The organism is Paraburkholderia sp. RL17-368-BIF-A, from assembly GCF_046054045.1.
Taxonomy (GTDB): domain Bacteria; phylum Pseudomonadota; class Gammaproteobacteria; order Burkholderiales; family Burkholderiaceae; genus Paraburkholderia; species Paraburkholderia graminis.
On sequence record NZ_JARESN010000004.1, the window covers coordinates 381,067 to 407,878 of the forward strand.

The 26,812-nt window shown below is 63.0% G+C and carries 17 protein-coding genes; 5 read left to right on the top strand and 12 right to left on the bottom strand.

The window, feature by feature from the left end; translation table 11 throughout:
* Positions 1-12: 12 nt before the first annotated feature.
* Genes bioD through bioA form a run of 3 tightly spaced genes read right to left on the bottom strand, consistent with a single transcriptional unit; the run spans position 13 to position 3,283 of the window.
* Positions 13-741 (bottom strand): dethiobiotin synthase, encoded by a 729-nt coding sequence (gene bioD, locus P0D87_RS10010; protein WP_053857419.1) that lies wholly within the window; start codon positions 739-741, stop codon positions 13-15.
* On the bottom strand, positions 738-1,922 hold the full coding sequence (bioF, locus tag P0D87_RS10015; protein WP_053857420.1) for an 8-amino-7-oxononanoate synthase: 1,185 nt from the start codon (positions 1,920-1,922) through the stop codon (positions 738-740). Before bioF ends, bioD begins: the two co-directional genes overlap by 4 nt.
* Positions 1,922-3,283, bottom strand: coding sequence for an adenosylmethionine--8-amino-7-oxononanoate transaminase (gene bioA, locus P0D87_RS10020; RefSeq protein WP_053857421.1), 1,362 nt, complete (start codon positions 3,281-3,283; stop codon positions 1,922-1,924). The genes bioF and bioA overlap by 1 nt, the downstream gene beginning before the upstream one ends.
* Positions 3,284-3,594: 311 nt before the next feature.
* On the opposite strand from bioA, the gene P0D87_RS10025 reads away from it, so the two are divergent.
* From P0D87_RS10025 to P0D87_RS10040, 4 genes are all read left to right on the top strand, one after another.
* Positions 3,595-3,801, top strand: a complete 207-nt coding sequence (locus P0D87_RS10025) for a hypothetical protein (protein ID WP_321175768.1) — start codon at positions 3,595-3,597, stop codon at positions 3,799-3,801.
* Positions 3,710-12,730: a hemagglutinin repeat-containing protein gene (locus tag P0D87_RS10030; RefSeq protein WP_082366925.1), complete on the top strand. Its 9,021-nt coding sequence runs from the start codon at positions 3,710-3,712 to the stop codon at positions 12,728-12,730. Before P0D87_RS10025 ends, P0D87_RS10030 begins: the two co-directional genes overlap by 92 nt.
* Positions 12,727-12,993 carry a hypothetical protein gene (locus P0D87_RS10035; protein ID WP_053857423.1) on the top strand — a complete coding sequence of 89 codons (267 nt, stop codon included), beginning with the start codon at positions 12,727-12,729 and terminating at the stop codon, positions 12,991-12,993. The genes P0D87_RS10030 and P0D87_RS10035 overlap by 4 nt, the downstream gene beginning before the upstream one ends.
* 71 nt (positions 12,994-13,064) lie before the next feature.
* The gene (locus tag P0D87_RS10040; RefSeq protein ID WP_053857424.1) at positions 13,065-14,819 is read left to right on the top strand and encodes a ShlB/FhaC/HecB family hemolysin secretion/activation protein; all 1,755 of its coding nucleotides are present in this window, start codon (positions 13,065-13,067) and stop codon (positions 14,817-14,819) included.
* A gap of 11 nt (positions 14,820-14,830) precedes the next feature.
* On the opposite strand, the gene P0D87_RS10045 is transcribed toward P0D87_RS10040, so the two are convergent.
* From P0D87_RS10045 to P0D87_RS10080, 8 genes are all read right to left on the bottom strand, one after another.
* Positions 14,831-16,147, bottom strand: a complete 1,317-nt coding sequence (locus tag P0D87_RS10045; protein ID WP_053857425.1) for a dienelactone hydrolase family protein — start codon at positions 16,145-16,147, stop codon at positions 14,831-14,833.
* 633 nt (positions 16,148-16,780) lie between these two features.
* A complete protein-coding gene (locus P0D87_RS10050) occupies positions 16,781-17,230 on the bottom strand; it encodes a YchJ family protein (protein ID WP_053857426.1) in 450 nt (149 codons plus the stop codon).
* Between the two features lie 7 nt (positions 17,231-17,237).
* Positions 17,238-18,368 carry an acyl-CoA dehydrogenase family protein gene (locus P0D87_RS10055; protein WP_053857427.1) on the bottom strand — a complete coding sequence of 377 codons (1,131 nt, stop codon included), beginning with the start codon at positions 18,366-18,368 and terminating at the stop codon, positions 17,238-17,240.
* Positions 18,369-18,430: 62 nt separating this feature from the next.
* Entirely contained in the window at positions 18,431-19,108 is a 678-nt protein-coding gene (locus tag P0D87_RS10060; protein WP_053857428.1) for an SDR family oxidoreductase, read from the bottom strand.
* 46 nt (positions 19,109-19,154) lie between these two features.
* Entirely contained in the window at positions 19,155-20,375 is a 1,221-nt protein-coding gene (locus P0D87_RS10065; RefSeq protein WP_053857429.1) for an acetyl-CoA C-acetyltransferase, read from the bottom strand.
* Entirely contained in the window at positions 20,368-21,144 is a 777-nt protein-coding gene (gene can / locus P0D87_RS10070) for a carbonate dehydratase (RefSeq protein WP_029969583.1), read from the bottom strand. Before can ends, P0D87_RS10065 begins: the two co-directional genes overlap by 8 nt.
* Positions 21,145-21,249: 105 nt before the next feature.
* The gene (gene aceK, locus P0D87_RS10075; protein ID WP_053858942.1) at positions 21,250-23,106 is read right to left on the bottom strand and encodes a bifunctional isocitrate dehydrogenase kinase/phosphatase; all 1,857 of its coding nucleotides are present in this window, start codon (positions 23,104-23,106) and stop codon (positions 21,250-21,252) included.
* A 231-nt stretch (positions 23,107-23,337) separates the two neighbouring features.
* Positions 23,338-23,805: a MerR family transcriptional regulator gene (locus P0D87_RS10080; RefSeq protein WP_053857430.1), complete on the bottom strand. Its 468-nt coding sequence runs from the start codon at positions 23,803-23,805 to the stop codon at positions 23,338-23,340.
* Between the two features lie 123 nt (positions 23,806-23,928).
* Here P0D87_RS10080 and P0D87_RS10085 point away from each other — a divergent pair, with 123 nt between their 5' ends.
* Positions 23,929-24,999 (top strand): MBL fold metallo-hydrolase, encoded by a 1,071-nt coding sequence (locus tag P0D87_RS10085; RefSeq protein WP_053857431.1) that lies wholly within the window; start codon positions 23,929-23,931, stop codon positions 24,997-24,999.
* A gap of 117 nt (positions 25,000-25,116) precedes the next feature.
* Here P0D87_RS10085 and P0D87_RS10090 read toward each other — a convergent pair whose 3' ends face one another.
* A complete protein-coding gene (locus P0D87_RS10090; RefSeq protein WP_006048148.1) occupies positions 25,117-26,703 on the bottom strand; it encodes an ABC transporter substrate-binding protein in 1,587 nt (528 codons plus the stop codon).
* Between the last annotated feature and the right edge of the window lie 109 nt (positions 26,704-26,812).

The following is a 26,812-nucleotide window of genomic DNA, read 5'->3' on the forward strand; positions in this document are numbered from 1 at the left end:
GTGATGTTCAATTCAGCGCTGCGCGTCGCGCAGCGTTTGCAATAGCCGGTGAATGTCGAGCCGTTCAGCCGCGAGTTCGGGCGATGCCGGGCTCATATGCGGCACGATGCCGAGCAACGGCGCGTGATGTTCGCGCGCGAGATGCTCGCGGATCGACGCGATGTTTTCGTCGGGAAAAGTCATGTCGGGATCGACGCGATTCGCGACCCAGCCGGCAAGCGTGAGTCCGCGCGCGGCGATGGCCTCGGCGGTTAGCAACGCGTGGTTGATGCAGCCAAGGCGCATGCCGACCACCAGCACAACGGGCAGCTTCAGGGCGACGGCGAGGTCGGCCGTGTCGTGCGTCGCCGTCAACGGCACACGAAAGCCGCCGACGCCTTCCACCACGACGACGTCCGCGCGCGTCAACGCTTCGCTATGACACGCGACGATGTGGTCGATGTCGAATGCGACGTTTTCCAGCGCGGCGGCAATATGCGGCGCGGCCGGTTCCTTCAGCAGATACGGCGTGCGCATCGCAGGCGGCAACAGCACGTTGGAGGCCGCGTCGAGCTGGTCCGCGTCTTCGTTATGCAGTTCGCCGTTCACATCGAACGCACCCGCTGCGATCGGCTTCATCGCGGCCGCTTGCAGTCCCTCGCGAACGAAGCCTCGCAATAATGCCGACGACACGAAGGTCTTGCCGATTTCGGTATCCGTGCCGGTGACGAAGAGTGACAGTGCAGTGTTCGCAGACGTCATGCGCTTTGCTCCCCCGCGGCTTGCAAGCCCGCTTCGAGCCGGTCGAGATCCGCATGCGAATGCGCGGCCGATAGCGAAATGCGCAGGCGCGACGTGCCGGCCGGCACAGTCGGCGGACGAATCGCGGGCACCCACAAACCCGCGCGATCGAGCGACGCGGCAATCCCGAGCGTGGCATCGTTCGCGCCGATGATGAGCGGCTGCACGGCGGTATGCGAATCGACGGGAAGCCACGGCGTGGTCTTGAGCATGGCGCGCGTGCGCTCGATCAATTGCCGAAGATGCGCGCGCCGCTCATCGCCTTCGTCGCCGCCGATAATGCGCAGACTCGCCGACACCGCGTGCGCGGCAGCCGGCACCGAAGCCGTGGTGAAAATGTACGGACGCGCGCGTTGCACGAGCCACTCGATCACGGTCCCGTGCGCCACGACGAATGCGCCCGACACGCCCGCCGCCTTGCCTAGCGTGCCGATGGAAATCAGATTCGGCGATCGCAACGCGGCTTCCGCGATCGCACCGCGGCCTTGCGGACCGAGCACGCCGAAACCGTGCGCATCGTCGACGATCAGCCATGCTCCATGCCGCTCCGCAAGTTCGAGAAGACGCGTCAGCGGCGCGATGTCGCCGTCCATGCTGAACACCGTATCGGAGACGATGACCTTCTCGTCCGCGTCCGACGCGTCGAGCATCGCGCTCAGCGCTTCCATATCGCAGTGCGGGTAGATCTGCACGTCGGCTCGCGACAGACGCGCGCCGTCGATCAGCGAGGCATGGTTGAGCGCATCGGAGAACAGCGTCGTGCCGCGGCCCGCGAGCGCGGTGAGCGTCGCGAGATTCGCCATGTAGCCAGTGCTGAAGTACAGCGCGCGCGGCGCATCGACGAATCCGCCGACGAACTCCGCGAGATCGTCTTCGAGTTGCGCGTGTGCGCGCGAGTGGCCGCCGAGCAGATGCGAACCGCCGCTGCCCGCGCCATAGCGTTGTGCGCCTTCGGCGATGGCCGCGATCAACTGCGGATGCGCGGCGAGTCCGAGATAGTCATTGCTCGCAAAGCCGACGATCTCGCGGCCGTCGACCGTCATATGCGCCGCGCACGGCGTGTCGACGGTGCGGCGGCGACGGCGCAGACCGTGTTCGTCGATCTCCTTGAGTCCCTGCGAAAGTTTGTCGAGCAGATGCATTAGCGCAGCTCCGCGAGCGTGGCGTCGAACGTTTCGCGCGTGCGCGAGGCGAGCAGCGCGATCTCTTCGTCGTCGAGAATGTATGGCGGCATCAGGTACACGGTGGTCGAAATGGGGCGCAACAATAGCTCGCGCTGCAAGGCATTTTCGAAGAAGCGGCGCGAAAAGGTTTTGGCATGCTGCTCGTTTTCGATGACTGCGTCGAACGCGAAAATCGTTCCGCAATGGCGCAGATTGCGCACATTCGCGTGTTCCGCGAGCGGCGCGAGTGCGGCCTTCAGCGTTGCCGACTTTTGGGCGTTGACCGCGAGGACGTTGTCGCTCGCGAACAGGTCGAGCGTTGCCAGCGCCGCGCGGCACGCGAGCGGATTGCCGGTGTACGAATGCGAATGCAGAAAGCCGCGAGCCGTGTCGTCGTGATAGAAGGCTTCGAAGATTTCGTCGCGTGAAAGCACGATGGAAAGCGGCAGATAACCGCCGCTAATGCCCTTCGACAGACACAGGAAATCCGGCCAGATGCCGGCCTGTTCGCAAGCGAAGAAAGTGCCCGTGCGGCCGCAGCCGACGGCGATTTCATCGGCGATCAGATGCACGCCGTACTGATCGCACAGCGCACGCAAACCGGCGATGTACGACGCGTCGTGCATCGCCATGCCGGCTGCGCATTGCACGAGCGGCTCGACGATCAGCGCGGCGATTCTGGTGGCGCGTGCTTCGAAGAGCGAACGCACCGCTTCGAGCGCGCGACGCGCGACATCGGCGGCTGTTTCGCCGGGTTGTGCAAGGCGCGCGTCCGGCGAAGCCACGACGTGAGCGTTGCGGATCAGCGGGTCGTAGGCGTCCTTGAACAACGCGACGTCTGTCACGCCGAGCGCGCCGATCGTCTCGCCGTGGTAACTGTTCGCAATGCAGACGAATTCCTGCTTGTCGGCGAAGCCGCGATTGCGCCACGCGTGGAAGCTCATTTTGAGCGCGATTTCGACGGCGGACGCGCCATCCGATGCAAAGAACGCGTGGCCCAGTGTGTGATCGGTGAGCGCGTTGAGGCGCTCGGCGAGTTCGATTGCGGGCTCGTGCGTGCAACCGGCGAGCATCGCGTGCTCGAGCGTGTCGAGCTGATCCTTCAGCGCCGCGTTGATGCGCGGATTTGCGTGGCCGAACAGGTTGACCCACCACGAGCTGATCGCGTCCAGATAGCGATGACCGGACTGGTCATAGAGCCACGCGCCTTGGCCGCGCGCGACGGGGATCAGGGGCAGACGCTCATGATGCTTCATCTGCGTGCAGGGATGCCAGACCGCGCGCAGGCTTCGGGCGATCCAGTCTTCCGTGGATGTGGGTGATGTTGCTGACATTTCCAAGGCGTACTCCAGGGTGCTTTTTTGCGGCCGCCGTGGGTTCTTTTTGTCAGGTTTTTGGGGCGCGGTGCGTCGTGTTTTTCAGCGATGCGCGACCCTACGGCTAGCGTGCGGGGTCGAGATTAGCGGTTTCTTCGGGGCTTTGCACTAGCGGTTTGGCGGCGAATTTCGGCTGCCGGCACGGGGTTCGGCGCTGTTCGTCGCAGGTGATTTGCGTTTTGCCGTGAAGGGCGCAGAAGGGCGGAATTAGCGACGGAAAAGTATTGGGGGGTAGTGGAGCAAAAGATGGGCGCTCGGGGGCCTCGCAATCAGATATGACCTATTTTGTGGCAATCGTTGTGTCGATGCTGACCTTGACGAATCTTGACACATCTGCCTCGCGCGGTTCGGTACGTTACGGCCTTCTTACCAATCCGCAACAGAAAAAAGATGAACCGCAGGGCATTCAGGCTGGTATTCAGCCGGCTAAGGGCAATGCTGGTTGCCGTCGAGGAATCGGCCACGGCAACAGGCAAGGGTAATGGCGAGACCGCTGCAACGAGGCGCGTGCTCGCGACTCCATCCAGCACGCAACAGCACAGCTTCGCGCTGCGAAGCATCGCACTCGCGGCCCTTGTGCTGCTCGGCGCCCTGCCCGCTTTCACCGTAGCGCAGATCGTGCCGGGCGGCGCGAACGCGCCGGGCGTCGTCACGACGCCGAACGGGCTGAATCAGGTGAACATCAACCGGCCCTCCGGCGCGGGTGTGTCGGTCAACACGTACAACCAGTTCGACGTGCAGCAGCGCGGCGCGATCCTGAACAACTCGCCGACGATCGTGCAGACGCAGCAGGCCGGCATGATAAACGGCAATCCGAACTTCGCGCCGGGACAGTCCGCGCGGATCATCGTCAACCAGGTTAATAGCAGCGCGGCGAGCCAGATCAATGGCTATCTGGAAGTCGCTGGACAGAAGGCACAGGTCGTCATCGCCAACGGCTCGGGGATCAGCGTGAATGGTGGCGGCTTCATCAACACGTCGCGCGCGACGCTCACCACCGGCACGCCGAACTACGGCACGGACGGCAGCCTCACCGGGTTTAACGTGAGCGGCGGCAATATCACCGTGCAGGGCGCAGGGCTGAACGCGGGCGACGTCGATCAGGTCGATCTGATTGCGCGCGCCGTGCAGGCGAATGCCGCGATCTACGCGAAGAACCTGAACGTCGTCACGGGCGCGAATCGTGTCGATTATGGGACGCTGAACGCCACGGCTATCGCGGGTAGTGGCGCTGCGCCGGGTGTTTCCATCGACGTGAGCAGCCTCGGTGGCATGTACGCGAACCGTATCGTTCTGGTGGGCACCGAGAACGGTGTGGGCGTGTCGACGAAGGGCGTGCTCGCTGCGCAGGCGGGTGACGTGACGCTGACCACGCAGGGCAAGCTGGTCCTCGGCGGGCAGACGAACGCGAGCGGCAATATCGCGATCAATGCGCGTGACGGGATCGACAATAGCGGGACCACCTACGCGCAGCAGAATGTCAGTGCGAGCACGGCTGGCACGCTGAGCAATAGCGGCACGTTTGCCGCGCAGCAGAACACCACCGTCAACGCGGGCAGCGTGGCATCGACGGGTACGCTTGGCGCGGGCGTGAACAGCGATGGCACGATAGCGAATGCAGGCGATCTGTCGGTGACGGCGGGCGGTGCCCTCGCGGCAACCGGGCGCAATGCAGCGGGTGGGAATGCGAATCTGCGAGGCGCGTCGGTCAATGTCGCGGGTAGCAGCACGTCGGCGAATGGGAGCATGGCGTTGACCGCAACGGGCGGTGACGTGAATACCGCAGGCGCGACGACAACGGCCGGCAGTACGCTCGCGGTCAAAGCAGCGGGCACGCTGGTCAATGATGGCGGTGTACTGTCGTCAGGTGGCACGCAGACGGTCAATGTGGGCGCGCTCTCGAACAGCAACGGCCAGATCGTTTCGGGCAGTGTTTTAAATGCAAACGTCGTGGGGGCCGTGTCCAACACGGGCGGCACGATGCAGGCCGCAGGCGCGCTGACGGCGAACGCTGGGTCATTCGACAACACCGCGGGCCATATCGCATCGCTCAATACTGACGGCCTGACGCTTTCCGCTGCGGGCACGCTGAATAACGGCGCGGGCGGCACGGGTCTGGGCACCATCGGCGGCAACGGCAATGTGACCGTGCAGGCCGGACAGATCGCGAACGCGGGCTCGATCACCGCGGTGCAGAACCTGACTGCGGCTGCGGCGCAAAGCCTGTTCAGCAACGGCACGTTGGCCGCCAACGGAAACGTGAACGCATCGGCAGGCACGACACTCGCGAACGCCGGCACATTCACGGCCGGCCAGCAGGCAGTGATCAGCGCGGCGACCGTCGATAACAGCGGCGGCTCGACGAGCGCAAACCTGCTCACACTGCACGCGACGAACCTCGTCAATCATCGCGGCACCATCACGCAGACCGGAACCGGCGCGACGACGGTCGATGTATCCGGCACGCTCGACAACACAGGCGGCACGCTTCAGACCAACGCCGCGAGCCTGACGCTCGCGCCTGCTGTCGCGCTCGTCAACGACAACGGCACCATCGCGAATGCCGGGACGGGCGCGCTGACGGTCAGCACCGGCACGCTGTCCAACAGGGGCGGCACGATCGCCAGTAACGGCCAGACCGCGCTTCAGGCCGGAGCGCTCGACAACACGGCTGGCTCGATCATCGGCCAGAACGGTCTCACGGCAAGCGTCGGCGGCACGCTGGACAACGCCAACGGCAAGCTGCTGTCGAATACGGACCTGAGCCTCGCCAGTGGCACGCTGAACAACAACGGCGGCCAGATCGGCGCGGGCGCGAACGAAACCATTCATACCGGCTCGCTGACCAACAGCGGCGGCTCGATTGTCGCGCCGGCCCTGGCGCTCACTATCGGCTCGACACTGGACAACAGGGGCGGCGACATCGAGGCGAACCAGCTTGCGCTGAACGCGACGGACCTGGTGAACCACGGCGGCACGATCACGCAATACGGCGCGTCGTCGATGGGCTTTAACGTCAGCGGCACCTTCGACAATTCAAACGGCGGCACATTCCAGACCAACAGCACCGACCTGACGCTCGCGCCTGGCGCGCTCGTCAACGACGGCGGCGCGATCCTCGACGCCGGCACGGGCACGCTGACGATCGCACCGGGCAATGGCGCGGGTGCCTTCTCGAACGTCGGTGGTCGCATCATCACGGCCGGGCAGCTCACCGCGCAGGCCGGCAGCCTGAACAACGCGAACGGCGTGCTCGCCGCGCAGGGAAATATCGCGGCAAACATCGCGGGCGATGTGAACAATACGCAAGGCTCGGTTCGCTCGCTCTCGTCGCTGACGCTCGCGAGCGGCGGCACGCTGACCAACACCAACGGACAGATCCAGTCCGGCACGGGCGCGGCTGGCGACGCGAGCACGCTCGCGATTCAGGCCGCGTCGGTCAACAACACGAACGGCCTCGTCGGCAATCTCGGCACGGGCGACATGACCGTGCAAGGTGGCAGCCAGACCGTGAACAGCGGCGGCGTCATGACGGGCAACGGCAATGTTGCCGTCGACACGTCGGCGCTCGTCAACACGCAGAACGGTCAGATCAGCGGCGCGGGCGTCACGGTGCGAGGCGATACCGTTGACAACAGCGGCGGCCAGATTGGCAACCTGGCCGGCTCGAATGGCGACGTCTCGATCACGACGACTGGTGCCGTCACGAACACGAACGGGCAGATTGGCGCAACACACAGCCTGGCCGTCAATGCGGCGGCGCTCACCGGCGGTGGCGCATATAGCGCGGCCAACGACGTAGCGGTAAGCGTACACGGCGACTTTACGCCGACGCCCGACCTGCAGTTCGCCGCAGGTCATGACCTCAGTTTCACGATGCCGGGCACGTTCAGCAACGGCGCGACGCTGGAAGCGGCGAACAACCTCGGTATCACGGCGGGCAATATCGCCAACACCGGCGTCATGATGGCGGGCGGCACCCTCACGACGCACTCGAACACGCTGGAGAACACCGGGACGATGGTCGGCGGCAGCGTCTCGCTCAACGCGACGCAATCGCTGACGAACACGGGGCCGACGGCGCTGATTGGCGCAACCGACAGTAACGGCACGCTCGAACTGCTGTCGAACGACATCGAAAACCGCGACGACACCACGGCGACCGACACGCAGGCGACCACCGCGATTTACGGTCTCGGCAAGGTGATACTGGCGGGCGGCAAAAATGCAGACGGCAGCTACACGAACGCGGCCCTGATCCGCAACCAGTCAGCGCTGATCGAATCGGCCGGCGACATGGAACTGCACGCCGCCCAGGTGACGAACACGCGCACGACGATGACGACGACCGGCCTGAACCAGCCGGTCGCCCCGGCGCTGCTCGACGAACTTGGCATCAGCCTGTCCGGCCGCACCGGCCAGGTCGGCATACAGGACCCGAACAGCATCGGTGGCGTCTTTACCGATCCGCCACACGGAGGGCAATGGAATTCGACCTACCAGTACACCACCTACACAGGCGTCGCGCTGGCGAACCTGATCGCAGGTATCAGTCCGCAGGCGCAGATCATCGCGGGCGGCAATCTGGACGCGTCGAAGGTGGGACTGTTCCAGAACTACTGGAGCGCGGTCGCAGCGGTCGGCAACATCGCCGCGCCCATGACGCTCGACCAGAATAGCTGGCAGGGTCAGACGGCTCCCCAGGTGCAGGTCACGTATTCCGGCGAGTACCACTACAACAACTACGACAACAGCGAACACGACTGGCAATTGCCGTTCGGCGATGCGCCGTTCGTCGGCAAGCGGCCAGGCGGCTACACGCAGGCGGCCCCAGCCGACATCCGCTATTACGCGCTGCCGGGTTACGAATCGAGCTTTGTCGCGGGCGGCACGCTCTCGGGCACGGGCATCAGCATCAACAACACGGCGGGCAACGCGGGCATTCCGTCGATCGGTCTCGCACCTGGCCAGGCCATGTCCGGGGTGAATATCAGCGGCCTGAGCGGCAACGCGAGCGGCGCGAAGTCCGGCGCGGCGTCGGTCAACGGTGGCGCGGGCATGGTCAATCCGGTCATCGCGAGTGCGACGGCGCAGACCGTCCTGCAAAACCTGACGGTTCCGCAGGGCGGACTGTTCAGACCGGCGAGCGCACCGGGCGCCGGTTATCTGATCGAAACGAACCCGGCCTTCACGAACCAGAAGACGTTCATTTCGAGCGACTACTATTTGCAACAGCTTGGCGTGAATCCGCAGACGACGGAAAAGCGTCTCGGCGACGGTTTCTACGAGCAGCAGCTCGTGCGCAACCAGGTGACGTCGCTGACTGGCAAGGCCGTGCTTGGTCCTTACACCGATCTCCAGTCGATGTACCAGTCGCTGCTTGCCGCAGGCGCCTCGCTCTCGCAGTCGCTGAACCTGCCGCTCGGCATGAGCCTGTCGCCCGAGCAGGTGACCGCGCTCACCGGCAACGTCGTCATCATGCAGACGGAGATGGTCGACGGCCAGGCCGTGCTCGTGCCGGTCGTCTATCTTGCGAAGGCCAGTCAGCAGAACATGAATGGTCCGCTGATTGCCGCAACCGACATCGACATCCAGAACGCGCAGACCTTCACGAACAGCGGCACGGTGCAGGCAGGCAATACGCTGTCAATCCAGGGCAACCAGATCAGCAACGCATTCGGCACGCTGCAAAGCGGCGGCCTGATGACGCTGAACACAAAGGGCAATATTGACCTCACCTCGGCGACCGTGAATGCGGGCAGTCTTGCGCTGAAGGCGGGCGGCGACCTGCTGCTCAATACGGCGGTCAAGACGGTTGACCAGGTGAGCGCAACCGGCGCCACGCGCACCACAACCACGCTCGGCCCGATTGCGAACCTGAACGTGGCGGGTAACGCCGTCATCGTCACCGGCGGCAACGTCGAGCAGAACGCGGGCAATCTGAACGTCGGCGGCAACCTCGGCATGGTCGTGGGCGGCAACTATGATCTTGGTTCGGTGCAGACCGGCGAACACAAGATTGTCGAGCGCGCGAACGGTGTGTCGAACACCGACTTTAACCAGACGACCGGCAGTTCCATCAAGGTCGGTGGCGTTTCGCAGATTGGCGTCGGCGGCGACCTGACTGCAACCGGCGCAGACATCCGCCTCGCGGGCGGCGGAACGCTCGCTGCGAACGGCAATGTGACCTTGCAGGCTGCAAAAGCCACGTCGACCACGAACAGCAACAGTTCAGGCAGCGATAGCCACGGCAGTTATTCGGAGTCCTTGCACCGGTCGGACGACACGCTTACTGCGACGACGCTTAATGCCGGCAACTCGCTGACGGTCGCGTCAGGCAAGGATATCAACGTCACGGGCAGCGCAATCAGTCTCGACAAGGGAACCGCGACGCTCGCGGCGACAGGCAACGTCAACATCGGCGCGGCGACGGAGACGCACGTCGAAAATTCACAGGAGCAGCACAAGCACAGCAATGTGGTGAGCGGCAAGCAAGTGTCGAGTTCGAGTAACAGCACGACGACGTTGTCGCAGGACAGCACGGTTTCAGCCGATGCCGTGACCATCGCCAGCGGCAACGACATCAACGTAAAAGGCAGCACGATTGTCGGCACGAACGATGTCGCGCTCAGTGCTGCGCACGACGTGAACATCACGACGACGCAGGATACGCAGACTACGTCCAGCAGCTATCGGGAACGTCAGTCCGGTTTCGGCGCGGGCGGCGGCATCGGCATATCGGTTGGCAGCCAGACGCAGACCAATACGGCGAATACGTCACAGGTGACGAACAACGGCAGTACGATCGGCTCGCTGAACGGCAACCTGAACATCGTCGCGGGCAACGATCTGCATGTGACGGGCAGTGACCTGGTCGCGGCGAAGAACGTCACGGGGACGGGTGCAAATGTCATCATCGACGCGGCGGCTGACACCTATCACCACGACGAAAAGCAGACGGTCAGCAAGAGCGGCTTTACGCTTGCAGTGAAGGCACCGGTTATTGATGCGATTACCAGCACGGTCGATCAGGCGCACGCGGCGAGCCACAGTCAGGATGATCGCGCGGCGGCATTGCACGGCATGGCGGCGGCAAGCAGCGCGATTGATTCAGTCGGTGCAGCCGGCGCGGCGTTGGGCTCGCTTGCCAGCGGTGGGACACCGTCGGCGAAGATCGAACTCAGCTACGGAAGCAGCCACAGCGAAAACACCTACATGGAAGACAGCACGACGCATCGCGGTTCGAGCGTCAGCGCGGGCGGCACGGCTGCGTTCGTTGCCACCGGCAACGGCACACCGGGAAGCGGCAACGTGACGATTGCAGGCTCCAACGTGAACGCGAACGATGTGATCCTCGCGGCAAAGAATCAGGTCAATGTCGTGAACACGACCGACACCGATTCGACGCGCAGCACGAACCAGTCGAGCAGCGCGAGCGTCGGTATTTCGTATGGCACGCAGGGTTGGGGCGTGGACGCGTCGATGTCGAAGGCGCACGGCGACAGCAATAGCGATGCGGCCATGCAGAACAACGCACATGTGACGGCGGCGAATACCGCGACGATTATCTCGGGAGGCGATACCAACATCATCGGTTCGAACGTCAATGGCCGTCAGGTGAATGCCGATGTCGGCGGCAACCTGAACATTGCGAGCGTGCAGGACACGATGACGAGCAGCGCGCATCAGGAGAGCACGGGCGGCGGCTTCAGCATCAGCCAGGGTGGCGGCAGCGCGAGTTTCAGTCACACGAATGCGAGTGCGAACGGCAGTTACGCGGGCGTGAACGAACAGGCCGGCATCCAGGCGGGCGATGGAGGGTTCAACGTCAACGTCAAGGGCAATACCGATCTGAAGGGCGCAGTGATTGCGAGCGATGCCGATGCGTCGAAAAACAATCTCGCCACAGGCACGCTGAGCTATAGCGATGTACAGAACTCGTCGAGCTATAACGCGCATACGGGCGGCATCGGCGGAGGCGTGACGGCCGGTGACGGCGGCGCGAACTACGGCACGACCGGCAGCACGTCGGGCCACAACGCAGGCGGCGCTGCGCCGATGCTGAGCCAGAACGACAGCGGCAGCGATAGCGCGACCACGCGTAGCGGCATCAGCGCGGGCACGATCAATGTGACGGATGCGGCTCATCAGACGCAGGACATCGCGAGCCTCAATCGTGATACGTCGAACGCCAACGGCACGGTCGCGAAACTGCCGGACGTGAATAATCTGCTCGACCGTCAGGGGGACATGATGGCGGCAGCGGGCGCGGCGGGTGAGGCGGTGTCCCGGCGGATTGGTGACTATGCAGAATCGAAGTACAAGGAGGCAAAGGCGAACGGCGATCAGGCCGGCATGGATGCGTGGAAGGAAGGCGGCTTAGCGCGCGCCGGAATGCAGGCCGCGGGCGCTGCGCTCGTGACCGGGCTTGCTGGCGGCAATGCAATTGGCGGCGCAGCGGGCGCTGGCATCGCTTCGATCGAGGCGGGCAAGCTGAACGAGCTGAGTGGCGACATTGCCGGTTCGAAGCCGACTGGCAATGCGGATATGAATGAAGCGCTGGGCAATATTGTTGCAAACGCGATTGCTACTGGGGCGGGCGCGGTGGTTGGCGGTAATGCGGGTGCGTTCTCGGGCTACAACGCGGATAGGTTCAACCGGCAGTTGCATCCCGAAGAAAAGGCCGTAGCCAAGCAGCTTGCAGATAAGAGCGGTGGCAAGTACACGGAGGCGCAAATTGAGGACCAGATGCGCATTATGGGCGTAACCGTGAACGGGACCAACGAATCAGGCGCACCGACGACGCTGATTGGCCAGGCGCCCACGGATTCCGGCGCAAAGTGGATATCGGGTGGTACGACGGCGGACGGCAAACCGATTCTGACGCAGGTTACGGCGCAGGCGAATCCGGAGTTGCAGACATACATCCTGTCGAACTATGCCACGGACGTGCCGGGCACAGTTTCATATGATCCGTTGTCCGGCTCAAAGTCATCAACTATAACGGGGCCGTTCACCAAGTTCGACAAGAGCGACGCGGACTTTATGCGTAACACAACGGCAGATGCAGCGGGGATGGTTTCGACTAACGCCGGACGTGTATCGTCACTTGCGGCAGCGGGTGCGTCGATAACACCTTGCTCAGTAGTCTGTGAGGGTATTGCATACGGCGGAACAATCATAGGAATCACCGCAGATGCGGTTGGGCAATTGGCTAAGCCGAATACGGGGCAGTACGTTTTTAATGGTTCTACGTCTATTGCATCGAACTACATTTCAGCGGCATCTCCCCTATTGACCCCTGCCGTGAATGAGTTGGTGAATCAAGTGAACGGTAGTGGCGTGGCTAAGAACGTGCAAGAAAAGATAGATGGCATTTTCGGGCCGCAAACTCCCAAGGGGAAAAAATGAAGATCAGATTCATCGACAACGGCAACCTAGCTTCATGGCTTCGCTTGACGCTAATCGTTATTGGAGTAGGACTTGCCGCTATCGCACTTGAATGTGAACTCCCAGTCCTTTGGGCGAGAGTTTTCTTGTTAGTCGGCTTTCTTTCAGTGCTTGTCGGTGGAATGACCAGTCGGGCCAAATTGCTAAATATCAAGCCCTTCGATAACAGCTACAAGAAAGCACGCGACAGCTACAAAACGAAGGACGACGAAAACGGGAAATAAACCGTTGATGCAGCAGCGGGCTAACGATGCCCGCCGCTGCATGTCGTATCGAATCACGGAATGAAACACCCATGAAAATTCGAAATAGGCTGGCGGTACTCCCGCTCACAGCCCTGGTATCACTCGCGTCCAACGCGCAGCAGGCACCCACGCCCGCGGACACAGCCGCCGCCGCACGCGCCAACGCAGAACAGAACCAGCAACTCCAGCAGCAACGCGACGCGCAGCAGCGCGACGCAACAGTGCAGGCGCCGGCCGTGCGCTCGGAAGTCCCACGCGTGCAAGGCTGGCCCGAACTGCCGGCAGAGCAACCGTGCTTCCGCATCGACTCCCTTTCACTCGACGTGCCGCCCAATCTGCCTGACGCAGTACGCAGTCACGGCGCATCGCAACTGCCGCTCGACCGCTTCGCGTTCGCGCGCGAATGGATTGCGCACTATCGCGGCCAGTGCATCGGCAAGGCCGGGCTCGATGTCCTCACGAAAGGATTGCAGCAAGCCATTTTGAGCGAGGGCTACATCACGACCCGCGTGCTGCTACCCGCGCAAGACCTGTCAACCGGCACCCTGAAATTCGCGCTCGTGCCCGGCGTCATTCGCAAGCTGCGCTATGCCGATCCCGACACGCGCGGCACATGGAAAACCGCATTCCCGGCACGCGATGGCGACCTGCTGAACCTGCGCGATCTTGAGCAAGGTCTGGAACAGTCGAAGCGCGTCGCGAGCCAGGATGTCGATATGAAGATCGAGCCGACCGACATGCCGGGCGAAAGCGACGTGGTCATATCGATGAAACGCGCTAAGCCGTGGAGCGTGGTCGCGTCCGTGGACAACTCGGGTTCGCGCGCAACCGGCAAGCTACAGGGCAACCTTAGCGTCGGCATCGACAACCCGCTCGGCCTGAATGATGTTCTCACGGCGGGCGCCAGTCAGGATCTCGAATTCGGCGACAAGCGCCTGGGCTCGCACGGCTTCAACGGATCGTACTCGCTGCCGTGGGGTTACTGGACGGCCACACTGTCGGGCACTGCGAACACCTATTACCAGAACATTGCGGGCGTGAATCAGACGTTCGTCTCCAGCGGCAATTCGCAGACCGCCGCGCTGAGACTCGCGCGTGTCCTGAGACGCAGCCAGACCGACGTGTTCGGCGTGGAATTCCAGCTATCGAAGCGCTTCGGCGAGAGCTTCATCGACGGCACCGACATTCCAACGCAGCGCCGCAACAACACGTTCATCGAGGCGGGGCTGACCGACCGGCATTACTTTGGCGCGGCACAGTTCGACGGGACGCTCGCGTACCGTCAGGGCATCGGCGGACTGGGTGCGACGCCTGACCCGCACCCGGACGGTCCGACGTACCGTTACCATCTCGCCGTGCTGGACACAAACCTGTCGGTGCCGTTTTCAATCAAGACACAAAACTTCCGCTACGTGACAACCGTTCACGCACAGTTCACGAACGACACGCTGTTCTATTTAGACGACCTGACGATCGGCAGCCGCTACACGGTACGCGGCTTCGACGGCGAGACGATGCTGGCGGCGGAGAAGGGTTTCTACTGGCGCAATGAACTACAGATGCCCCTAGGCCAAACAGGGCAGACGCTCTACACGGGGATCGACTACGGCCACGTATTCGGACCAAACACGGCGTTCCTGGCGGGCACGCAACTGGCCGGCGCGGTAATCGGCCTACGCGGTAGCGTCGGCACGCGGATCGGCGGACTCGCCTATGACGTGTTCGCCGGCACGCCCGTCTACAAACCGGCAGCATTCCCAACCGCGCGTGTCACGCTTGGCTTCCAGGCGACAGCGCAGTTCTAGCGGGAAGGGCCTCACTCCCGACTAGCAATAGCCGGTCGCACGTCACCATCGGAAGACACAGAGGAAGAAGAAACCGAAGAACCAGACCCGCCCGCGCCACTATCCGCCGTCCGCGATCCCTGATCACCCCACACAACGGAGTTATCGACCGCGTACAACCGGCAAGGCGCCGAACTCTGCTTCTGGCAATTCGCAATCGCAACCGACATCGGATCGTCGCCGCCCTCGGCCCACGACCACGCGCCCGTGTCCGACACCGCGAAGGCACGGCTCGGGTACTGGTGCAGGAAGTTGCGATAACCGTTGCGCCCGGCTTCATCGACGTAGGGGACCGCGTCGACGGCATCGACGGAAGCAAAGCCGCTCGCCTTCGGCGCCGAAGGATCGGACACGCGATACTGCACGCCCGTGGGCATGCCCACGCGTGCAAGGAACGACTCCACAGCCGGCCACCAGACATGCACGCCGTCGCGGTCGCCGACGAGCCGGTGCGCGTCGTTCTTATACGTGCCGTAGTCGACCATCTTCGCGCTCGCGCCGTGCGCGACGTACGCCGCGTGCATGCCGGCCACGAGCGGCGCATTCCACACCGAATCGTTGTCGCCGTACATCCACAGCGACGGCACTTTCGTTTTGTCGCCATACGCGCCGAATGCTCGCGTCAGATTGCCCTGCCAGTCGCCGCACGCGTCCTGGCGCAAGCCGCCGGAAAAGTTGATGAGCGCCCGTACGCCGGGCGCTGCTTCGGTGCCGTAGGCCATCGTCGCGAGGCCGCCATGCGACGTGCCTGCCACGACGATATGCGTGGCGTCGACGTAAGGCTGCTTCGACATGTAATCGATCGTCGCCGCGACGTCGCCGGCTTGCGACATGCCGTTGCGTTCGACGTCGCAGCCGTCCTGTTGATAGACGCCGCCCGACTGGCCGAAGCCCTGGCGGTTCGGCGCCACGACCACGTAGCCGCGGCGCACGAATTCACGCGCGAACGGCAGCGGGTCGCTGCGTTCCTGCATACGCGGATCGCCGGGAATCTTGCCGTGATTGAAGACGATCATCGGAAACGGGCCTGGGCCGTCCGGCTTGTAGATCGTCGTTTGAAGGGTGACGTCGCCGTCGGCATCGACGGGTACGCGGATGATCTGTTCGTTCAGCCGCGCGCTCGGCAGATACACGTCGTCCGGCAGTGCGATGCGCGGCACGTGAGCGCGGGCGAGCGGTCCGGGCTGGGCGTCCGCGAGCGGGGTCGCGTGCGCCGCTGCCACAGCGCACGCCGCCGCTGCTGCTGCACACATCGCTGCCCACTTCGTCAGAACCTTGCTCAACGCCATTCACCCACCTGCCTCAAAAAATCTGCCTCGACATCTCGTGTCTGTTCATCGAATCGCGCGGCTGACATTTATCTTTCGCACGCGCGTTTGCGACAAACAAAAACATGCTCACGTACGCATTGCGCGAAGCGCACGCACGCCAATCGAGATCGCACGGGATAAACCCAACGGCCGACGCGACCCCACGCGCCGATGATGAACGCCACCTCCGCTGCCGGACGCCGCTGCCATAACCTCATTAACTGGTTATCGGCAGGCGCCGGCGCAACTTGCGGAACCCTTACCAGCGGGTCCTCGCTTGATGGCGTCACGAAGCAACGGCCTCATCCTGGCACGACAATTTTGTTTTGTGCAATCAAGGAGAACCCCTGACGAAAAAATTGCCGCGTCGCGCGAGAGGCAGAGCGGCAGGCTCGATGAGCAAGACGCGCGGTGAAAACCGGCGCAGGTGTGGGCAATAAAGCCGCGAAAAGGGCCTTAAATCGGCGGATTGGGGCGATGCGTTGGCCGGGCTCGCCTTTGCATCGCGCGATAGCGGGCTGACTGGACTGTCGCGTTGAGCCAACGCCTTGAAGCGGCCCCGCTAAGGGGCCATATGCGATGACGGCGGATTCTCCGTTGACGCTTAAAAAGCTATTCGCTTACATCGCCGTCGACGTAGAGCCAGTGGCCGCGATCATCGCGAATGAAACGGCTTAACTCGTGCAGCCGATGCGCGCGCCCGGCCACCTTGTATCGCGCGACGAACTCGACGGTCGCGTGTTGCGCATCCGTTTCGGCGAAGGCCTTGATCTGCAGTCCGAGCCAACGCAGGGCGTCGGGCGCGGAAGGGTCGGCGTCGAGATCGGCGGGGCAGGTGGCGGGCGCCCACGTGACGCGCAAATAATCCGTTGCGCCGACAACATATGCGCTGTAGCGCGAGCGCATCAGTTCGAGCGCGCGCGGCGCCAGTTCGCCGCCGTCGATATAACGGCCGCAGCACGCCGCGAAACGCGGTGCTTTCGCGGCCGCGGACTGGCGAGGCGCAGCGCCGCCGCAAGGACAGTCGGCGGGCCGCTGTGTGGACGACTCGTGCTTGCTCATCGAACTCCTAACCAAGACCGCGTGCGATCAATATCTTCTGGATGTCGCTCGTGCCTTCGTAAATCTGGCACACGCGCACATCGCGATAAATCCGTTCGACCGGAAAGTCGCTCAGATACCCGTAGCCGCCGTGAATTTGCAGCGCCGCCGAACAGATGCGCTCCGCGGCCTCCGACGCAAACAGTTTTGCCATCGCGGCTTCGGTGAGGCAGGGCTGGCCGGCGTCTTTCAGCGACGCCGCGTGCCAGATCAACTGACGCGCGGCTTCGAGTTGCGTCGCCATATCGGCGAGACGGAACTGCACGGCCTGGTGCGAGAACAGCGGCTGGCCGAAGCTCTCGCGCTCCTTCGCGTAACTCAACGCTGCTTCGAACGCCGCGCGCGCCATGCCGACGCTTTGCGCGGCGATGCCGATGCGCCCGCCTTCGAGCCCCGACAGCGCAATGCGATAACCCTCGCCTTCTGCGCCGATCAGATTCGCGGCGGGCACGCGGCAATCTTCGAAAATGATTTGCGCGGTATCCGACGAATGCTGGCCGAGCTTCTCTTCGAGCCGCGCGACCACATAACCCTTGCTGTCGGTCGGCACGATGAACGCGCTGATGCCGCGCTTGCCGGCCGCCTTGTCGGTGACGGCCATCACGATGGCGACATTCGCGTTCTTGCCGCTCGTGATGAACTGCTTGACGCCGTTGAGCACGTAGGCGTCGCCATCGCGCGTTGCGGTGGTGCGCAGCGCCGACGCGTCGGAACCCGCCTGCGGTTCGGTCAGGCAGAACGCGCCGAGCATCTCGCCGCGCGCGAGCGGCGTGAGCCAGTCGCGCTTTTGCGCGTCGTTGCCGTAACTCAGCAGAATGCTGCACACAGGGCAATTGTTCACGGAGATCGCCGTCGATGTGCCGCCGTCGCCGGCTGCGATTTCCTCGAGAATCAACGCGAGCGCGAGCGCGTCCATGCCGGCGCCGCCGTACTCTTCAGGTACGAGCACGCCGTACGCGCCGAGTTCCGCGAGTTGACTATGCACTTCTTTTGGAAAAGTGCGCTCGCGGTCCCACGCCGCCGCGTGCGGTGTGACGGCTTCGCGCACGAAGGTGCGCAGCGCGTCGCGGACCATCAGGTGATCCTGATCAAGCACCATGAATCTGCCTCCTCACTCTGGCCTCGTGCATAAGGGCCGACCAGACCACTCACGCGCTCGTGCTACCACTCCAGCTGCGTGCCGTCGTATTGATAGAAGCGGCCATTGAACGCGTCGCGCGAGGCCGCTGCCTGCGCGAGCACGTCACGCATGCCGGCGACGCTCGTCGTGGGATCGATTGCCGCGTGCGCGCCGCCCATGTCCGTCTGCACCCAGCCGGGATGCAGCGACACGCACGTCGCGCTCTGTGCTTCGAGCGACGCGAGCTTGAGCGCGTCGTTCAGCGCGGCCTTGCTCACGCGATACAGCCAGCCGCTCGTGCCGCCCGAATCGGCGATGCTGCCCATCTTGCTCGAGATCACCGCCAGCACGCCGCCCGTTTCCTCGACGATCGGCAGCAGGATCGGCATCAGTTGCATCGGGCCGCGCACGTTGGTGTGCATCACATGATCGAAGTCTTCGGCGGTGATGGTTTCAATGCGGTCGCTGCGCGGACCATACACGCCCGACACGACGATGGCGACATCGACATGCTCGCCGTCGAGCTTCCAGCCCAATGCGGCGATGTCCGCGGGCTCGGTCACGTCGACGGAATAGGTTTGCGCGCCGAGTTGCGTGAGGGCGTCGAGCGCGGCGCCGTCGCGCGCGGTGGCGAGCACACGCCAGCCGCTTTGCTTGTACTGCCGGACAAATTCCTGGCCGATGCCACGCGACGCACCGACAATCAACACTGTCTTCATGAATCACCTCCGACTATGTGACGCGCCCGAACATGCGCGCGACGCGTCAAACGAGTTCGATGCCCATTGCCGTCGCTTCGCCGCCGCCGATGCAAAGCGTGGCGACGCCGCGCTTGCCGCCGCGCTTTTTCAGCGCACCGATCAGCGTGACGAGAATGCGCGCACCCGATGCGCCGATCGGATGGCCGAGCGCACACGCGCCGCCGTGCACGTTGACCTTGTCATGCGGAAGCTTGTGCTCCTTCATCGCGGCCATCGTCACGACGGCGAAAGCCTCGTTGACTTCATACAGATCGACTTCGTCCGCGCGCCAGCCGTTTTTGTCGAACAGCTTGCGGATCGCGCCGACCGGCGCGGTGGTGAACTTCGCCGGCTCCTGCGCGAACGTGGAGTGGCCGACCACGCGCGCAAGCGGCGCGACGCCGAGACGCTTCGCCGTCGATTCGCGCATCATGACGAGCGCCGCGGCGCCGTCCGAAATCGACGACGAGTTCGCGGCCGTCACCGTGCCCGTTTTGCTGAACGCGGGCTTGAGCGTCGGAATCTTTTCGAGGTTCGCCTTGTACGGCTGTTCGTCGTGGTCGATGGTCGCTTCGCCCTTGCGGCTTTGCACTTTCACCGGCGCGATTTCCCACGCAAACGAACCGTCTTCGTTCGCACGTTTCGCGCGGTTCAGGGACTCGACGGCGAACGCGTCTTGCGCTTCGCGCGTGAAGTCGAACGAGGCCGCGCATTCTTCCGCGAACGTGCCCATCAAACGGCCTTTTTCGTAGGCGTCTTCGAGGCCGTCGTAGAACATGTGGTCGATGACCTGGCTGTGACCCATGCGCATGCCGCCCCGCGCTTTGGGCAGCAGATACGGCGCGTTCGTCATGCTCTCCATGCCGCCCGCGACGATCACGTCGACGGAACCGGCGGCCAGCATGTCATGCGCGAACATGGCCGCGCGCATGCCCGAGCCGCACATCTTGTTGACTGTCGTGCTGCCCGTCGAAAGCGGCAAGCCGGCGCCGAGCGCGGCTTGCCGCGCGGGCGCCTGGCCGAGGCCCGCGGGCAGCACGCAACCCATCACGACTTCATCGATCTGCTCGGGCTTGAGGCCCGCGCGCTGAACCGCGGCTTCGATCGCGATCGAGCCGAGTTGCGGCGCGGTCAGCGATGCGAAATCGCCCTGAAATGCAGCCATCGGCGTGCGCGCCGCGCTTACGATCACAATCGGATCGGCCGTCATGCCGTTCGTCTCGGTCTTTGTCTTCGTCTCACTCATGTTTTAGCTCCTTGATTACGCCTTGGACTATCGCCGGCACGTCGCCAAGCTGCGCCGCGTCTGACGCGACGACGTCGTTGTCCGCCGTATGCGCGGTGCTCGCCGACACGCCGGCCACGCAACGCCGATAGGTTTCATCGAGCGCGGCCGCGTTGTTGATCGTCATGCCGAGGTCGCGCACCTTGCCGTCGTGCACGCCATACGCCCAGCCGTGCACGGTGAGTTCCTGGCCGCGCGCCCATGCGTCGTTGATGATGGTCGTGCGGCACACGTTCACGACCTGCTCGATGGTGTTCAGTTCGACGAGACGCCGGTGACGTGTCTCGCCAATGGGCCACTCGTCGATCAGTGCGGCATGTTTCGCGCGCACGTCCTGCACGTGATGCAGCCAGTTATCCGCGAGACCCACGCGGCGGCCGTGCAACGCCGCGGCCACGCCCGAGCAGCCGTAGTGGCCGACCACCATGATGTGCTTGACCTTCAGCAGATCGACGGCGAACTGGATCACCGAGAGGCAGTTCAGATCCGTATGCACGACCACGTTCGCGATGTTTCTATGCACGAATACTTCGCCCGGCGGCAGACCGATGATCTGGTTCGCCGGCACGCGCGAATCGGAGCAGCCGATCCACAAATACTCCGGCGTCTGCTGATGCGCGAGGCGCGAGAAGTACTCGGGATCTTCGGACAACTTGCGCGTGACCCACGCGTCGTTGTTATCGAATAGATGCGCGAGCGGATGGGCGGGGTTGGAAGCGTTCATGTTCATGATGCGTCTTGGCGGTTAATCGACGGTTATTCAGTGGTTATCTGGCGGTTAAGCGACCGTTTCAGCGGCCGGTTTCGTTACGTTGGATTCGGTGTGATGCATGCGCTAGGCAACTCTCACGCTGCGCTCGTCGGCCTGCGGTTCAGCGGCGCTGATACCATCTGCTGCGTTCGACTCTGCGGATTCTGCATCGACAAACCGCTCCGGATAGCGAATGCAAAAACGCACGCTGCTGTCATACGGAAAGAAGTCGGGCAGTTCGCCTTTCAGCAGATGATTCTTGTGCTTTTGCCACAGCGCCGGATCGAAGAAGTCCGCGTGATGCTGCATGAACGCGCGGCGCACGCGCGGGTCGCCGAGCAGAAAAGTGCCATACGTCTCCGGGAAAATGTCGTGCGGTCCGACCGAGTACCACGGCTCGCCCGACATCTCGTCTTCTTCGTTGCGCGGCGCGGGCACTGCACGCACGTTGCAGTCGGTCAGATATTCGATCTCGTCGTAATCGTAGAACACCACGCGGCCGTGGCGCGTCACGCCGAAGTTCTTGTACAGCATGTCGCCGGGGAAGATGTTCGCCTGCATCAATTCCTTCACCGCGTTGCCGTATTCCTTGATGCCGTGATCGACGTCGTCGTCGCTGCCGTTTTGCAGGAACAGATTCAGCGGCACCATGCGGCGCTCGATATACATATGGCGGATCACCACGTTGTCGCCGTCGTACTCGAGCAGCGACGGCACTTCTTTCTCCAGTTCACGCATGAGCGCTTCGTCGAGCCGCGAAATGGGCAGCGCGACGCTCGAATATTCGAGCGTGTCAGCCATGCGGCCGAGGCGGTCGTGCCGTTTGACGAGCTGATACTTCTCCTGAATCTTCGCGCGCGTGGTTTCCTTCGGCGGCGGGAAGTTGTCCTTGATGAGCTTGAACACGTACGGAAAAGAGGGCAGCGTGAACACCAGCATCACGAGCCCCTTGATGCCGGGCGCGATGATGAACTGATCGCTCGAATGCGACAGGTGATGCAGCAGATCGCGATAGAACAGATTCTTGCCCTGCTTCTGCAAACCGACCGACGTGTAGATTTCCGCCTTCGGCTTGCCCGGCATGATCATGCCGAGAAATTCGACGTAAGCCGACGGTACTTCCATATCCACAAGAAAGTACGAGTGCGAGAAGCTGAAGATAATCAGCAACTGTTCGCGCGTCAGCAGCACGGTGTCGAGTGCGAGCACGCCGGGCTTCACATGACGCAGCGGCACGGCGAACGGCAGCAGCCTGTCGCCGTTGATGATTCGCCCGACGATATACGCGGACTTGTTGCGAAAGAACAGCGACGAGAGCACATGAATCTGGAAGTTCGGCGCTTCGTCGAAGGTGCCGAACGCGTCGTGAATCGCCTGCATCACGCAGCCGACGTCGCGCGTCAGATCTTCGAACGGCGGCTCGAGTTGAAAATTCGTGACGATGCGCTCGAGCGTCGCGGCGAGGCCGTCCTTGCCGGGGTAATACGCGCGATAAGTCGGCTTCGCCGCGGGCTCGTCGTTCTCGATATATTCGGTCGAGATCGCCGGGCGCACGAAAATGAAGTCGTTGTTGAAATACGAGCGGTGCAGAATCTTGCAGCACACCGAATTGAAAAACGTTTCCGCGCACTCGGGCTGACGGTGCGTGGTGAGAAGGCCAATGTAGTGCAGCTTGATCTGCTGCCACACTTCGCTGTCGATGTTCTCCGCGTCGTACTCGTCTTCGAGCAGCTCGACGCATTCCTGCACGCGGTCGTCGTATGAAGTAATGCGCTCCCGCGCGAGCTTTTGCAGGCCATGCCAGTCGCCGTTCTCGAACAGCGTCTTGGCATGAATCGCCGCGTCGCGAAAGATCCGGTAGTGCCGGTTGAATCCTTCGAGCATGGTTTGCGCGACGTCAAAGCCGATTTGCGACGACAACAGTTTGGGGAAGTGATTCATGTCGACCGTGCATTCGTCTCGTGTCGTGAAGACACCCGTGATTGTATCGTCGGGTGCGCTCGCGACGCATTGCGTCAACCGGCTCGTGCGCCGGCGCCGTGTGAGCGGTGCCGGGCATTTGCGGACTTTTCCGGGCAACTGCGCTCAATGCCCTGGTTCGGCGTTGTTAAACGGCTCAATTTGCGGCAAGAAAAAATTTCGTTCACGACTTTGCTGGGCGCGCATGTCTCGTCATGCGGGCTTGGCTTCGCGCGCTCGTCGCCCTTGTTGCGTTTCTTGCGCTTCCGTCGCTTTGCGTGCTTCGGAAGCCGCATGCTTGCCGCCTTCGAGCAGCGCGCGCGCCTGCGCTTCGTATTGGGCGAGGTCTTCGAGCGTCGCGTTCAGGTCTTCCAGTTGCCGCTCCAGCACCTCGCGATGACGCGCGACCGTGCCGAGAAACGCGTGCAGTTGCGGGACGGTGTCCGTCGGCGATTCGTACACGTCCAGCAGATCGCGAATTTCGGAGAGCGTGAAGCCGAGCCGCTTGCCGCGCAGCGTCAGCTTCAGGCGCGTGCGGTCGCGGCCCGAATAGACGCGCCGCAAGCCGCTCGAACCTTCGCGGCTCGGCGAGAGTAAACCCTGGTCTTCGTAGAAACGTATGGCGCGCGGCGTGACGTCGAATTCCCGCGCGAGTTCGGTGATCGTGTATTGAGTGGTCATCGGGGCATTCACCGGCCGGGCACAAAGTCAGATTGAACGATAGAATCGACGTTTACGTTATCGTCAACTTGGGTTGAATGCAACCTGCGGCAAGTACGCGGAAAGCGTGGAGGAAGACACCGAATGAATGCACTCGAACATCAACTCGACTATCCGTTCAACGACACGCTGCCCGAGCCCGGCCATGCGCAGGAAGTCGCGCCCGGCGTGTTCTGGCTGCGCATGCCGTTGCCGTTCGCGCTCGACCATATCAACCTGTGGCTGCTGCGCGATCAGATCGACGGCGAGGAAGGCTGGACGGTGATCGACTGCGGGATCGCGTCGGACGCGATCCGGGAGAACTGGGAAAAGGTGTTTGAGTCGGTGCTCGATGGTTTGCCGGTGCTGCGCGTGATCGTCACGCATTGCCATCCCGACCACGTCGGTCTCGCGGATTGGGTTTGCAGCGGCGGCGACAAGAAGCGCTGGAACGCGCGCCTGTGGATGACGCTCGGCGAATACATGCAGGCTCGCGTGATGGCGGCCGGCGACGGCTCCAACGCGGGCGGCGAAGCGGCGGCGCGGCACTTCGCGCTGCACGGCGTCACCGACGAGGACTCGCTCGAGAAGCTGCGCAGCCGGCAGAGTTATTACGCGAACCTGGTGCCGTCCGTGCCCGATCAATACCGGCGTTTGCGCGAAGCGGACCGCGTGCGGATCGGCAGAAAAACGTGGCGCGTGGTGACGGGCTACGGCCATTCACCGGAGCACTGTGCGCTGCATTGCGAAGAGATGGGCGTGCTGATTTCCGGCGACATGGTGCTGCCGCGCATTTCGACGAACGTGTCGGTGTTCGCGATGGAGCCCGAAGGCTCGCCGCTTGCGCTTTATCTCGAGTCGCTCGCGCGCTACGAGGTGATGCCTGAGGACACGCTCGTGTTGCCGTCGCACGGCAAGCCGTTTCGCGGCGTGCGTACGCGCGTGAAGCAGTTGCGCGAGCATCACGACGCGCGTCTCGCCGAAGTGCGAGAGGCGTGCGCGCAAAAGCCGCAAAGCGCGGCGGACATCGTGCCGCTGATGTTCAAGCGCGCGCTGGATATTCACCAGATGACATTCGCAATGGGCGAGGCGCTCGCGCATTTGCATCTGCTGTGGCTGGCGGGCGCGTTAAAGCGCACGCACGATGCGGATGGCGTGATGCGGTTTTCGGCGTGAGCCCTTGCTCGATGTCGGTGGCCTACGCATAAAAAAGCCCGGTCGCGCGTTGCACTGCATTGCATTGCGCGACCGGGCTTCTGCTGCTTCGGGTTCGTGCGGTATGTTCGTGCGGTATTACTGCACCGACACCGCCCCGAAGTTCTGCCGCCCAAACGGGCTCACGTGATAACCGCTCACGTTCGTCCGCGTGATAGCTGCCGCCGTCGGATAACCGAGCGGAATCCACAGCGCCTGATCGTGAATGATCTGCTGCGCAGCCTGATACGCTTTCGTGCGCTTGGCCTGGTCCGGCGTGGACTTGCCGTCGGCGATCAGCTTGTCGAGGTCCTGATCGCAGAAGCGCGCGAAGTTGATGCCCGACTTCACCGCATTGCAGCTAAAGAGCGGCGACAGGTAGTTGTCCGGATCGCCGTTGTCGCCCGCCCAGCCCATGAATAGCGAGTCGTGCTGGCCTTGCTTGGCCTGCTTGATCAGCTCGCCCCATTCGATCACCTTCACGTCAGCCTTCACGCCGATCTTCGCGAAGTCCGCTTGCAACAGCTCGGCGCCCGCTTTCGGATTCGGGTTCAGCACGCTGCCGTTCGGACGCACCCAGATGGTCGTTTCAAAGCCGTTCGGGTAGCCCGCATCGGCGAGCAGTTTCTTTGCCTTGGCCGGATCGTACGGCCAGGCCTTCACGGCCTTGTCGTAGCTCCAGGTGTTCGGCGGATACGGATTCACCGCTGCGGTCGCGGTGTTGTCGAAGACGGTCTTCAGATACGTGCCGCGGTCGAACGCCATGTTCAGCGCGGCGCGCACCTTCTGATTGTCGAGCGGCTTCTTCTGCGTGTTCAACGCGACGAACGCCGTCATGAACGCGGGCGTCTGCACGATGGCGAGCGACTTGTCGTTCTTCGCATCCGCGAGATCCTGCGGTTTCGGCGACAGCGCAATCTGGCATTCGCCGGCTTTCACCTTTTGCGCGCGCACGGTGGCGTCGGGCGTGATTGCGTAGATCAGACGGTCGATCTTCGGTTTCGAGCCCCAGTAGGTCGGGTTCACGTCGTAGCGGATCACCGCATCTTTCGTGTAGCTCTTCAACTCGAACGGGCCGGTGCCGACCGGCTTCGAATTCAGATCGACCTGCTTGCCGGCCTTCAGCAACTGGTCCGCGTATTCAGCCGAGTAGATCGACGCGAAGCCCATCGTCAGGATCGATACGAAGGTTGCGTCCGGCGCGTTCAGTTCGAACTTGACGGTGTTGTCGTCGACCTTGCTGATCGCCTTGATGAGCTTGGGCAAGCCCATCGACTGCGCATGCGGAAAGCCGCTCGCGCCCGTCACCTTGTGCCACGGGTTGCTGTCGTTGAGCATGCGGTCGAACGTGAACACGACGTCGTCGGCATTCAGCGGCCGCGTCGGCTTGAAGTAGTCGGTGGTCTGGAACTGCACGTTCGGGCGCAGATGGAACGTGTACGTGAGGCCGTCCGCGCTCACGTCCCACTTGTCGGCCAGCGACGGCACCACTTTCTTCGCGGCCTCATCGTAGGAGACGAGCGAATTGAAAATCACATCCGCCGATGCATTGGTCGTGACGAGCGAGTTGAACTGCACGACATCGAAGCCGTCGGGGCTCGACTCGGTGCAGACGGTCAGCGGTTTGGCGAGCACGAGCGCGGGCGCCGTGAAGAGTACGGCGGCTGCGAGCAGTTTGAAGCGCATAAGATCTCCGATAACAAGCGCAGTCAGGCAGTGCGTCTGGTTGTGTGGTTATTCCGTTGACGAGCGACAGCGACGTTTATGGCCTCGCCGTCGACTTCATTCTGATACC